At 60.1% G+C, this 13124-nt stretch carries 10 protein-coding genes; 9 read left to right on the forward strand and 1 reads right to left on the reverse strand.

All coding sequences use genetic code 11. From position 1 onward, the window contains the following. Window positions 1–82 precede the first annotated feature (82 nt). On the reverse strand, window positions 83–1498 hold the full coding sequence (locus LPW11_RS18960) for a S10 family peptidase (protein ID WP_230995435.1): 1416 nt from the start codon (window positions 1496–1498) through the stop codon (window positions 83–85). Window positions 1499–2158: 660 nt separating this feature from the next. On the opposite strand from LPW11_RS18960, the gene LPW11_RS18965 reads away from it, so the two are divergent. From LPW11_RS18965 to LPW11_RS19005, 9 genes are all read left to right on the forward strand, one after another. Next, window positions 2159–3367, forward strand: a complete 1209-nt coding sequence (locus LPW11_RS18965) for a hypothetical protein (RefSeq protein ID WP_230995436.1) — start codon at window positions 2159–2161, stop codon at window positions 3365–3367. Between the two features lie 281 nt (window positions 3368–3648). Continuing rightward, window positions 3649–4554, forward strand: coding sequence for a hypothetical protein (locus tag LPW11_RS18970; protein WP_230995437.1), 906 nt, complete (start codon window positions 3649–3651; stop codon window positions 4552–4554). 396 nt (window positions 4555–4950) lie between these two features. After that, complete coding sequence (gene iorA / locus LPW11_RS18975; RefSeq protein ID WP_230995438.1) at window positions 4951–6711, forward strand: indolepyruvate ferredoxin oxidoreductase subunit alpha; 1761 nt, start codon at window positions 4951–4953, stop codon at window positions 6709–6711. Continuing rightward, complete coding sequence (locus LPW11_RS18980) at window positions 6701–7279, forward strand: indolepyruvate oxidoreductase subunit beta (protein ID WP_230995439.1); 579 nt, start codon at window positions 6701–6703, stop codon at window positions 7277–7279. Before iorA ends, LPW11_RS18980 begins: the two co-directional genes overlap by 11 nt. 202 nt (window positions 7280–7481) lie before the next feature. After that, a complete protein-coding gene (locus LPW11_RS18985; RefSeq protein WP_230995440.1) occupies window positions 7482–8783 on the forward strand; it encodes a phenylacetate--CoA ligase family protein in 1302 nt (433 codons plus the stop codon). Between the two features lie 140 nt (window positions 8784–8923). Beyond that, window positions 8924–9355: an ACT domain-containing protein gene (locus LPW11_RS18990; protein ID WP_230995441.1), complete on the forward strand. Its 432-nt coding sequence runs from the start codon at window positions 8924–8926 to the stop codon at window positions 9353–9355. A 376-nt stretch (window positions 9356–9731) separates the two neighbouring features. Next, window positions 9732–10871 (forward strand): ABC transporter substrate-binding protein, encoded by a 1140-nt coding sequence (locus LPW11_RS18995; RefSeq protein WP_230995442.1) that lies wholly within the window; start codon window positions 9732–9734, stop codon window positions 10869–10871. Between the two features lie 243 nt (window positions 10872–11114). After that, window positions 11115–12221 (forward strand): ABC transporter substrate-binding protein, encoded by a 1107-nt coding sequence (locus tag LPW11_RS19000; protein ID WP_230998325.1) that lies wholly within the window; start codon window positions 11115–11117, stop codon window positions 12219–12221. A gap of 3 nt (window positions 12222–12224) precedes the next feature. Further along, the gene (locus LPW11_RS19005) at window positions 12225–13109 is read left to right on the forward strand and encodes a branched-chain amino acid ABC transporter permease (RefSeq protein WP_230995443.1); all 885 of its coding nucleotides are present in this window, start codon (window positions 12225–12227) and stop codon (window positions 13107–13109) included. Window positions 13110–13124: the final 15 nt, after the last annotated feature.

The following is a 13124-nucleotide window of genomic DNA, read 5'->3' on the forward strand; positions in this document are numbered from 1 at the left end:
TGGGCAGTCCGTAGGTGTTCCGCCGCCCTTGAAGGTGGCTCCACTAGATCTGTAAAAAGCCACTGCCATATATGGACCAGTCCTATCTGCCATCCGGTGGAGGGAGCGAGCTCCGCAGGAACTCTGCAACATCACGCTTCAAATCCGCCAGTGACTTCATATCGAGGTACATCATGTGTCCGGATTTGTACCGGCGCAGCGTGATGCTGTCTCGAAATTTCGGGATTACTCCAAGCTGGGATAGGCTGTATTCCGCTGCAAAATGCGGGGTAGCCAGGTCGAAGAGCCCGGAGGCCACGAAGAGCTTCATATGTCCGTTCTTTGCGAAGGTGTTCCTCAGGTTCTCGCTGGTATCAGCGTAACTGTTTTTCGCCTGCCAGTCCCAGTGCCCGATCCCGCCGCCGAGGACGAAGTATTCGAGGTCGGTGGAATATCCCAGTTCCTTCCTGACGTACCTGTTGAAGAGAGAGGTGTACGGCGGACGAATGGTGGCTACTGTCGCGTCAAAGCCGGGACTTCGTGACAGGTCGAAATTGAGCGCATGGAATCTGCTGTCCATGAATCCGACCATTTCCCTTCTGTCCCTCAGCAGTTCCTTCGAAAATGCGCGGTTGTCGATGCGGAGGTTGTGGTCGCTGACGAAGGCGGGACTCAACCCGGTGAAGGAGGCGAGCTTCTGCACGACTTGCTGCCGCTGTGCTGGGGGCAGCCGGTCCCCTTGGAAGAGGGCCGCCTGGTATTCCGTTGCCGCCCACTCTTCTGCCTGTGCCACCGCCTTTTCCAGGTTCTCCTGCAACTCCGGCGCGAGCTTCTTGTGGTACCACGCCGTCGCCGTGTAGCTCGGGAGATATAGGGGGTAGGGGAGGTCGTTCCCGAAGTCAAAGGAAAGGGTTTGCATGTTGAGAACGGTGGAGACGAGGATTACGCCGTTAAGGGCTACACCGTGCTCCGCAAGGTACTCGGAGAGGCCCGCAACGCGGAACGATCCGTAGCTTTCGCCCACCAGAAAGATCGGCGCATCCCACTTCTGGTAACGTGAAAGGTACAGCCGTATGAACCTGCCCGCTGTCTCGATGTCGGTCTGGACGTTTGCGTAGTTTTTGGTGTTCTCCGGCTTTACCGCTCTGCTGAAGCCGGTGCCGACGGGGTCGACAAAGACGAGGTCGGCGCAGTCGAGCCAGCTCGATTCGTTGTCCACCAGCTTGAAGGGGGGGGGTGGCATGTTGCCGTCCGGCAGCATCTCCACCCTGCGCGGCCCGAGGGCGCCGAGGTGCAGCCACACGGATGCCGCGCCGGGGCCGCCGTTGAAGGCAAAGAGGAGCGGGCGCTGGCGCTTTCGGGGATTGTCGGCGTTGTAGGCGACAAAGAAGATCTCTGCGCCACTCTCTCCGGCGTCATTGAAGACCGGCAGCCTTCCGGTGGTAGCGGTATAGCTGACCCTTTTCCCTTCGATCGTGACAGTCCCCTTGGCAGTAACAGGAGCCGAGGGCTCTGCCATACGCTCTGCTGCGGCTTCCTTCGCGCCGTCCTTATCCTTTGTCCTCTCCTCTGTGCCCTTTGGGGGCTCTGCCGCTGATGCACGATGGGCAATCGGTTGTGACAAAAAGAGAGCGGCGAGAAGCAGGCAAGGTAGAAACGCTTTCAAAGTCATCACCTCCGGAGGGCGTGGTAGTTTTCGGCAGATAGTACCCTCTCATTTGTAGCATGTCACCTTCAAAAGTGACTCTCTCTACCGTGGCAGCTGGCGATGCTGCCGTTGTTCCCCTTTTGGTTCTCCCAGAACCGGGAATTCCGGGGAATTCCGGGAACCCAGCGCAGTAGACCCGCTTCCTTTGACGCGATGGGACGCTAGTGGCGTCGCGCTGGAGCACAGGCTTCCCAGCCTGTAGCCGCGGCGCCAGCCGCGCGATCTGTGGCGGCTGCGCCGCCATCGCAGGCAAGATGCCTACGCTCCAGCGCGGGGGCACCCGGATTCTTGAACCCACCTTCCCCAGAATTCCGGGAAGCCCCCCCTTTTTTGCGACGGTGGACACACATTTTCGTGCTCCTTTTCTGGCTCGTCAATTCCTCCCGTCCGAAATCCTTAAAAATCGCATCTTTGACATGTGGGGGTGGTCATCTAGAATTTGTAAATACTAAGGAAAAGGAGGTCCATCGTATGAGTTTCAATCCCTTTAAAGAGCGCGGTATCCCTATCGAGCAGCAGTTGCGGTCGTGGTCCGAGCTCAACGTGAAGCCGTACAACAAGAAAGACATCCACCCCTATACGAAGGCTCGCATCATCCTCATGAACGGTGTCGAGGTGGAAGGAGCCATCTTCTCCCACCAGTTTTCCCGCAACTGTGACAACATGGAGCTGAAAAAGCAGCTGGCGCTGACCCGCAGGGTCGAGCAGCAGCAACAAAAGGTCATCAACTGGCTCTCTCCCGGTGATGAAACTCCCCTTGAGACGACGATCGGTTACGAGCAGGTGGCGGTCGATCTCACGGCCTTTCTCGCGATGAATGTGCCGGACAAGTACGTGAAGCAGGTATTTGATTTCGGCCTCCTTGAGGACTTTGACCACCTGTATCGCTACTCCAACCTGCTGCAGATGACGGAAGGTATGAAGGCTGAGCAGCTCGTCGGGAAGTTGACCGAAATAACCCCGGGGCGCCCCACGAAGCTGGAACACCGGCATGCCTTCGACGACATCCGCAAGCCGTGTGATCGCAAGGCTGCAGACCCGCTGACGAAGCTCTTCGTCCTGACGCTGGTGGCCGGCGAGCAGCAGACGATGAACTTCTACATGAACCTCGGCAACACATTCAAGGAGCAGGTGGGGCGCGGCCTGTACCTCGAGATCGCCCAGATCGAGGAGCAGCATGTAACCCAGTACGGCTGTCTGCTCGACCCGAAGACCCCGTGGATCGAGAATGCCCTTCTCCACGAGTACAACGAATGTTGGCTCTACTGGTCGTTCCTCGAGCAGGAAACCGACCGGCAGGTCAAGAACATCTGGGAGACCCATCTCAACATGGAGCTCAGCCATCTGCAGGCGATCGCACAGATCGCGCAGCAGCAGGGGATCGATCCGGAGCAGGTCGTTCCCGCCCAATTCCCGAAGCCGTTGCTTTTTGCGTCGCAGATCGACTACGTCCGCGACATCCTCGCAACCCAAGTGGACTTCAACGCCTTCGACACCGAAATCGGCCCTGCCAACAAACTTCCGGAAAACCCGCGCTATGCAAAGGTCCAGAGCATTCTGAACGCGCAGGGAGTGCCGAGCGAAGACGTGGTAACCGCCAATATGAAGAAGAGCGGCATCGACTACCGCCTCGAACTTGCCGGGCCGCACCCCGTGCAGGAACTTCGGCAGAAGAAGTAAACCGCGAAGCAACTCGCCGGGAGTAAACATCGGAATGAGCCGCATCCCACAGTGGATGCGGCTTTTCAGCTTCGACGGCAGGAGAAAACCTATCCTTGTGCTTGAAGGTGTCTGGTCTAAATATCCGATAAAAAGCCATTAGGTGTTGACGCGAAGAGTCATTCCGGTACAATTTTTCATCGTTGAAGAAAACCAGCGGGTGTACAAATCGGCCGGGGAGCCGGCTCTCGAGGAGATGAGGCTCGCTGGCCTTTCTATTGCCAGAAACGGGAGGAGAATTGATGACGATTGGTAAGAAGTTGCACGAGATGGCGGTCTTTGTGGAGTTCCTTGTAGGTTCCGGTCTTGCGATCTTTTTCCACACGGTCCTGAAGTTTGAGCAGGGCGCCTATACCATTTTCGGCGTCGGCGCGTTGCTCTCGCTCGTTACCTACCTCATCCGGGAGGAGATCTTGCGGACAAAATCGGCCCTTGTCGAGGAGTACCGGCTGAGCCATGAAATACCGGGTGCCATGGCGGCGATCACAGACGCGGAGTGCAAGATCCAGGCTCAGGAGATAATTTCTTCCACAATGAAGGCCTTGACCCTGTTGCAGCAGGGGTACATCCAACTCGACGAAATGAACTTCTACCTCGAGGGGGCAAAACTCGCCGATCGGGCGGTGCGGCAGATCAGGTGCGTGGATGTCCTTCCCAGTGGATGGCTTACCCGCGCCACACTGGTGAACTACTATCAGTCCAATGTGCGTGCACTGGAGAGGGGGGTATCGGTGACGCGCGTATTCGTCACCACCCGTGACGAGATCAACGACGCTGAGGTGCTAAAGGTCATTGCGGCGCAGCACCGCGACGGCATCGACGTCCGGGTCGCCTTCCGGGAAGACCTGCCAAACAGCGTGGAAGTCAGCGGAAGGGAGATCGCCAGCTCCTTCGACTTCGCCATCTATGACCAAAATGTAGCTACAGATGCCTTCGTTCATCCGGGGAGATATTACGGGCGGAAGACCTGTGAACGCGCCGAAGTGGCAAAGTACCAGCACCTCTATGACCTTATCGAGCACAGCGCGCACATGGTAACGGAGGAAGGGGATCGGCTGATCCTGTCGTCGGTGGCGGTAGAGCTCCCAAAGCCTGTCGGCGGCGGTGATGCTGATCCCTTTGCCGCTGCTTCCATAGCTCCGTCCTAGCAGGGATGTTGTTGCCAGCGGTAGAGTGATCGCCGGAAACGCTCCGCTTATTCCGGCCTACATTGAGGTACATCGAGGTACATCGAGGTACAATGACACCGGCATCGTGACCACCCGACGCCCCCTTTCCTGGTCCAGGAAAGGGGGCGTTTCGGCATCCAATGCAACAGTGTTACGCTTGCCGCAAGAAGTGGCACTCGTTTGTCGCGGCCCTCTCCTTTGCCCGCGCCACAAGCCTTTTCCTGCCTCTTTTTCGTATCCATAAATAGTTGATTGTTCTCGCCAAAACCATACCCTGTCGTCAACCTCTGAAGCCAATAAAACGTTGACACATTGACCAATCCTTTTGTATAGTTCGCCGTCTCTCTCTTCGTATTTATAAAGGATCAATCCTATATGAAGGAAACACTCTCAGGCAACGAAGCCATTGCCCGCGGCGCTTATGAGGCGGGCGTAAAAGTCGCCAGTGCCTACCCCGGCACCCCCTCCACCGAAATCCTCGAAAACATCGTCCGCTACCCCGAGATTAATGCCTCCTGGGCTCCCAACGAAAAAGTCGCTCTCGAAGTAGGCATCGGCGCCTCTTTCGGCGGCGGCCGCGCCATCGTGGCCATGAAGCACGTCGGCGTCAACGTTGCGGCGGATCCGCTGTTCACCCTTTCCTACACCGGTGTGAAGGGCGGCCTTTTGCTCATCACCGCGGACGACCCGGAGTTGCACTCCTCGCAGAATGAGCAGGACAACCGCCACTACGCGAGATTCGCCAAGGTGCCGATGCTCGAGCCGTCCGACTCGCAGGAGTGCCTCGACTTCACGAAGCTCGCCTTCGAGATCTCCGAGCGGTACGACACCCCGGTGATGCTTCGCACCACCACCCGCATCTCCCATGGAAAATCGGTGGTGGAGACCTCGGCTCCGGTGACCGACCTGCCGCAGCCGCACCTGATGCGCGACCCGGCGAAGTACGTCATGCTCCCCGGCAACGCCCGCAAGCGCCACTTCGTCGTGGAGCAGCGGATGAGCGATCTGGCGAAGGACGCGGCGACTCTTCCGGTAAACCGGATCGAGATGCGCGATGCCTCCATGGGGATCATCACCTCGGGCGTGAGCTACCACTATGTGCGCGAGGTCCTTCCGGAGGCATCCGTCCTGAAACTCGGCCTTGTGCACCCGCTCCCGCTCGATCTCATCAGGGAATTCGCCGGGAAGGTGGAAACCCTCTATGTGGTGGAAGAGCTCGATCCCTTCATCGAGGAGCAGGTAAAGGCGCTCGGGATCGCGGTGAAGGGGAAGGAACTCCTGTCGCTGTGCGGCGAGCTCACACCGGGTCGTCTGCGCCAGGGGTTCGGTCTGCCGGCGGCGCAGCAGATGGCTGCAGAGGATCTTCCGGGACGCCCGCCCAACATGTGCCCGGGATGCCCGCACCGCGGCGTCTTTTACACCCTCAACAGAATGAAGGCGTACGTCTCCGGCGACATCGGCTGCTACACCCTCGGTTTCATGCCGCCACTCTCCGCCATGGACACCTGCGTGTGCATGGGCGCCTCCATCGGGATGGCGAGCGGCGTGGTGAAGGTCATCCCCGAGGAGGAGCGCAGCAAGGTCGTCGCGGTGATCGGCGATTCCACCTTCCTCCATACCGGCGTCAACGGCCTCATGGACATGGTGTACAACAAGGCCGCCTCCACTGTCATCATCCTCGACAACCGCATCACCGCGATGACGGGGCGTCAGGAGAACCCGGCATCGGGGCACACCCTCATGGACGACCCGACCTTCAGCGTCGATCTGCACATGCTGTGCAAGGCGGTCGGCGTACAGCATGTGCGCACCATGAACCCCCTCGACCTCGCCGAGTGCGAGAAGGTCATAACGGAGGAGATGGCGCGTCCGGAGGTCTCGGTCATCATCACCAACAAGCCGTGCGTCCTCATCAAGAGGGAAGGGGTGTTCAAGAAGGGGCCCTGCTACGTGGTCGACCCTCTCTCCTGCACGGGGTGCCGCGCCTGCCTGAAGATCGGCTGTCCCGCCATCCAGTGGCTTCCGGGGGAGGGTAAGAAGGGGATAGCCCACATAGATGCGCTCCTTTGCACCGGGTGCGACGTCTGCAGGCAGCTGTGCAAATTCTCGGCGATCGGAGAAGCAAATGAGCGATAAGGTTACCAACATCCTCCTGGTGGGGGTCGGTGGGCAGGGGATCCTCCTCGCCTCCGAGATCCTTTCGGAGACCTTCATGCTCGCCGGGTACGACGTGAAGAAGAGCGAGATCCACGGGATGTCGCAGCGCGGCGGGAGCGTCGTCTCCCATGTGCGCTTCGGCTCCAAGGTCTACTCCCCGATCGTTCCCGAAGGTGAGGGGGATATTCTCTTCGGCTTCGAGATCCTGGAGAGCTACCGCAGCCTTCCGCTGCTGCGCCCCGGCGCGACGGTGGTGGTGAACGACCTGTGCATTCCCCCTCCTGCGGTGCTGAACGGCCAGCAGGAGTATCCGGCGGGGCTTCCGGAGAAGATAGCCGCCCGCTTCCCGGATTTTCTCTTGATCGACGGCCAGAAGCTCGCGGCGGACGCGGGGAACGCGCGGGCGGCCAATACGGTCCTCCTCGGCGCGATATCGAACCGTCTGCAGATCGAGGAGAAATACTGGCAGGAAGCCCTGGAGCGGATGGTGCCGAAGAAGGCGCTGGCGGTCAACCTCGCCGCGTTTGCACTCGGGCGCTCGCTGTAGCGTTGCCGGGAAGCTGTGATGCAGGCCGGGATAAAATGTAGGCCGGGATAAGCCGCAGGCGTTCCCGGCACACAGGCGGCGTCGTGTGGACCGCCGGAAACGCTGCGCTTATTCCGGCCTACATGCCATGCCGCTCTACAAGGAAATACTTTGCCATGTCGGGGGACCTTTTCCCCGGTGGCCTTTGGTTGGAGGGATTGCCATGTTCTTCAATGAGGATTTTGAGACCCTGCCGCGCGAAGCGATCCGTGCGCTGCAGCTTAAAAGGCTGAAGTCGCTCGTTGCCCGCGTCTACAGCAACGTTCCCTTCTACCGCCAGTCCCTCGACAAGGCAGGCATCACCCCCGATTCCATCAAGTCCCTCGAAGACCTGCAGCGCATCCCCTTCACCTACAAGCAGGACATGCGCGACTCCTACCCGTACAACCTCTTCGCCGCGCCGATGGAGGACATCGTCCGCATCCACGCATCCTCCGGGACGACCGGCAAGCCGACAGTCGTCGGCTACACGAAGCACGACATCGAGACGTGGTCGGAGCTCATGGCGCGTTCCTTCGCCGCCGCCGGAGTGCACAAGGGCGACATCATCCACAACTCCTACGGCTACGGCCTCTTCACCGGCGGCCTCGGCGCCCACTACGGCGCGGAGCGTCTCGGCGCCTCCGTCATCCCCATGTCCGGCGGCAACACGAAAAAGCAGATCATGATCATGCAGGATTTCGGATCGACCGTCCTTACCTGCACGCCTTCCTATTCCCTCTTTATGGCGGAGGCAGCGAAGGAGGACGGGATCGACTTCCGCGATCTGAAGCTGCGGGTGGGGATCTTCGGCGCTGAGCCGTGGTCCGAGGAGATGCGCGGCGACATCGAGTCGAAGCTCAATCTCTCCGCGGTGGACATCTACGGCCTCTCCGAGATCATGGGGCCGGGTGTGGCCATCGAGTGCCACGAGGCGAAAAAGGGGCTCCACATCTGGGAGGATCACTTCATCGCCGAGATTATCAACCCGGAGACCGGCGCCGTCCTCGGCGAAGGTGAGCTTGGCGAGCTCGTCATCACCACCATCACCAAGGAAGGGATTCCGCTCCTGCGCTACCGCACGAGGGACATCACCTCCATCTCCTACGAGCCGTGCGTCTGCGGCAGGACCCATGCCCGGATCGCCCGCATGAGCGGCAGAAGCGACGACATGCTGATCATCCGCGGCGTGAACGTCTTCCCCTCCCAGATCGAGACCGTCCTCATGGGGGTCGACGGGGTCGAGCCGCACTACCTCCTTATCGTGGACCGCAAGGGTAACCTGGACACACTCGAGGTGCAGGTCGAGGTCAACGAGAAGCTCTTCTCCGACGAGATCAAGCACCTGCAGGCACTCTCCGGCAAGATCGAGAAGCAGATCAAGGAGATGCTCGGCGTCACCTGCCACGTCCGTCTCGTCGAGCCGAAGAGCATCGCTCGCAGCGAAGGGAAAGCAAAGAGGGTGATCGACAAGCGGAAAGGGTAGGGCAAAATCAGAAAGGGCCTGAAAGGCTTTTCGAACCGCAAAGACGCAAAGGGCACAAAGGAAAGGCGCTCAGGTGAACCCGCGGACGGAAAGCCTCATCGCCTCTGGATTCTTCAACTTCCGGTCAAAGGAGGCATCACATGCACGTGGAACAGATCTCCGTCTTCATCGAGAACAAGTTCGGTAGGCTCGCCGAGGTTACCCGCACCCTGGGTGATGCCGGCGTCAACATCCGCACCCTTTCTCTGGCCGATACCTCCGATTTTGGTATCCTGCGCCTCATCGTAAACGATACGGAGCGCGCCAAGACCGTCTTGAAGGAGAAGGGGTTCACCGTCAGCAAGACCGAGGTCGTCGCGGTGGAGATCCCGGACCGCCCCGGCGGGCTCGCAGACGTCCTTCAGGCGCTCGACGCCGACGGCATCAACGTCGAGTACATGTACGCGTTTGTGGAGCGCAGCGAGGAGAACGCGGTAATGATCTTCCGCTTTGACGAAACGGAGAAGGCTATCTCCACACTCACCGGGAAAAACTTTACCGTGCTCCCGGGGGACCGCCTGTACAGCATGTAGTAAAAGTGTTTCTCCCTTCTTTTACGGAGGGTAATCGGGAGCGTCAGGAAGGTCCCCCCCTCCCTTGACGGGAGGGGACGGTACGATCTAGCCGCCCTGGAATTGCCGGAAGAACATTTCCGGGCTGTCCCGCAGCAAACTACTCCCTGGGCCCCTGCCCCCCTTCCCGTAAGGAAAGAGTGAATAGCTCTCCCTTCGAGGGGAAGGTCAGGCGGGGGATGGGAATCTGAAAAGGAGTGACCAGGAGTATCCTTGGGCCCCTCCAGTCTCTTTCGCAAGGGAGTTCTTCCCTTCAAGGTGAGGGATTGTACGGGGATGGGGTATGATACCGGCTGGCTTTTTGTCATGCAATGTGGCCAGTACCAAGGAGGGTAGTATGGGTAGGTTGCTGTCGGCGGCATGCGGTGTGATGCTGCTTCTTTCTTCCAGTGCGGCGCTTGCCGCCCCCACCGTCAAGATCGGAGCGCTCTTCGCTGTCACCGGTCCTGCCTCATTCCTCGGGGAGCCTGAGAAGAATACGCTGGAGCTTCTGGTAAAGGAAGCGAATGCCAGGGGGGGGATCAACGGGAGCAAGATCGAGCTTGCCATCTACGACACCGGCGGTGACGTCACAAAGGCGGTGCAACTCGCCAACAGACTCATCAAAAACGACCGCGTCTCCGCGATAGTCGGGCCGAGCACCACAGGCGAGACGATGGCGATCATCCCCATTGCGGAGAAGGAGCAGATTCCCCTCATCTCTTGCGCAGCCGGGGTGAAGATCACGGACCCGGTGAAAAAGTGGGTATTCAAGACGCCGGCTAACGATCACGTCGCCGCCGAAAAGATCCTGATCCAGGCGGAGCGCCAGAAGCAGAAAAACATCGCCATCCTCACCGTTTCGGACTCCTACGGCTCGTCCGGGCGTGAGCAGCTGAAGGCGATGGCCGGCAAGCGCGGTTTCAAGATCGTGGCCGACGAGGTGTACGCACCGAAAGATACGGACATGACCCCGCAGCTCCTGAAGATCAAGTCCGCGAAGCCGGATGCGATCATCTGCTGGGGCACCAATCCCGGCCCTGCCGTCATCACCAGGAACCTGCAGCAGCTCGGCATCAAAACCCAGCTGTACCAGAGCCACGGCGTCGCCTCGAAGAAGTACATCGAGCTCGCCGGTGCCGACGCCTCCGAAGGGATCGTCCTCCCCGCGGGGAAGCTTGCGGTGTACAACCTGCTGAAAAAGAACGATCCGCAGGCGAAGGTCCTGAAGGAGTACGTGGACAGCTACAAGGCGGCCTACAAGGTTGAGCCCTCCACCTTCGGCGGCTATGCCTGGGACGCCTTCCAGCTTATCGCCGGTGCAATCCGCAAAGGCGCCACCACCCCGGCGCAGATTCGTGACGGAATAGAGAAGGGGGGGAAGCTCGTCGGCATCTCCGGCGTCTTCAACATCAATGCCGCCGACCACAACGGCCTCGATCTCTCCGCCTTCGAAATGCTGCGCATCGCGAAGGGGAACTGGACGATCGTAAAGTAGGGGCGAATCACCCTCGACTCCCCCTTCACAGCGGAACATGCTTCAGGGGGCTCCCCTCCTTTGACGGGTGGGGGACGGGGGGTGGGTGAAGCTGCCATATGCTTCAACGTGGAACATTCCCCCCCCAGCCCTCCCCCGCAAGGGGTGAGGGGGCGATGTGCCGCAGCAGATATGATCCGACTACCATGCATTGACGCAGCCAGGGAGGTTATCGTGAAAAAACGTCTCGCAGCTTTTGGGGCAATGGCACTTCTTCTTTGCTCTACTGCCGCCTTCGCGGCCGCTCCGATAAAGATCGGAGCCCTCTTTGCCGTTACCGGCCCCGCCTCCTTCCTCGGCGAGCCGGAACGCAACACCGCCCAGATGGTGGTAGACGAGATCAACAAGGCCGGCGGGGTGAAAGGGCGCAAGCTCGAGCTCATCACCTACGACACCGGCGGCGACGCCTCCAAGGCGGTGCAGCTTGCCAACAAGCTCATCAAGAACGACCAGGTCGTGGCCATCATCGGCCCCAGCACCACCGGCGACACGATGGCTGTCATTCCGGTAGTGGAGAGAGCCGGCATCCCCCTCATCTCCTGCTCGGCCGGCAGCAAGATCACCGAGCCGGTAAAGAAGAACGTCTTCAAGACCGCCCAGAACGACGGCCTCGCCGTCGCCCGCATCTACGAGCAGCTCAAGAAGGAAGGGAAGAGAAAGGTAGCCATCCTCACCGTCTCCGACTCCTTCGGCTCCTCCGGCCGCGAGCAGCTGAAGGCGCAGGCATCCCGTTACGGCATCGAGATCGTCTCCGACGACACCTACGGTCCGAAAGACACCGACATGACCGCGCAGCTGACGAAGATCCGCGGCAGCCAGGCTCAAGCCCTGATCTGCTGGGGGACGAATCCCGGTCCTGCGGTCGTCGCGCGCAACGCCAGACAGCTGGGGCTCACCATGCCGCTGTACATGAGCCACGGCGTCTCCTCGAAGAAGTTCATCCAGCTCGCCGGTGATGCCGCCGAGGGTGTGCGCCTCCCATCAGGAAAGGTGCTGGTCGCCGACCTGCTGCCGAACAGCGACAAGCAGAAGGGGTCTCTTCTTGCTTTCGTGAAGGACTACCAGACCCACTTCAGGGCCGAAGGGGACCATTTCGGCGGCCACGCCTGGGATGCCGTCATGCTTCTCAAGTCCGCCATCGAGAGGGGGGGTGACACCCCGGCAGGGATCCGCGCCGCCCTCGAGAAGACCCGCAACTTCGCCGGCATAGGCGGGGTGTTCAATTTCTCTCCGGCGGATCACGCCGGCCTCACCAAGGACGCCTTCGTCCTGGTGGAAGTGCGCAAGAAGGACTGGGTACTGGTCAAGTAATTCATGGATAATGTTTCACAGATAGCGCAGTTTCTCATCTCCGGCCTTGCCACGGGCGCAATCTATGCCCTCATCGGCCTGAGCTTCTCCATCATCTTCAATTCCACCGGGATCATTAACTTCGCCCAGGGCGAGTTCGTGATGCTCGGCGGCGTGCTGACCATCTTCTGCATCTCCACGCTGCAGCTGCCGCTGATCCTCGCGGTGGCTGCAGCGATCTGCGGCACTACCGTCGTGGGGATAGTCCTTGAGCGGTGCGCCGTCCGCCCGCTGAAGAACGCGACCCCCCTCTCCCTTATTCTCATCACCATCGGCGCCAGCATCCTGATCCGCGGCGTCACGATGCTCCTGTGGGGGAAAGACACCCAGGCTCTCTCAGCTTTTTCGGGTAACACCCCGATCGATCTTGCAGGAGCGACCATACTGCCGCAGCACCTGTGGATCTTCGGGGTCACCGTCGTCGTGCTGGTGGCAAACCGCTACTTCTTCTACCACACCATCACGGGGAAGGCGATGCGCGCCTGCTCCTTCAACCGCCGCGCGGCTAACCTGGTCGGCATCAGCGTGCAGCGCATGGTCCTCTTCTCCTTCGTAATCAGCGCAGCGGTAGGATCGCTGGCGGGCGTCATCATCGCTCCGCTCACCATGACGAGCTACGACGTGGGGATCATGCTGGGGCTGAAGGGGTTCTGCGCCGCCATTATGGGGGGGATGGGGAGCGGGGTGGCGACGGTGCTGGGTGGTCTCATCCTCGGCATCCTCGAATCGCTCGGAGCGGGGCTCGTATCCTCCGGCTACAAGGACGCCATCGCCTTTTTCATCCTCCTCCTCATTCTCTTTGTGCGACCGCAGGGTCTCTTCAAGAAGGGGGAGACCGAGAGGGTGTAGCGGAAACGGGTGCAT

The organism is Geomonas sp. RF6, from assembly GCF_021044625.1.
Taxonomy (GTDB): Bacteria; Desulfobacterota; Desulfuromonadia; order Geobacterales; family Geobacteraceae; genus RF6.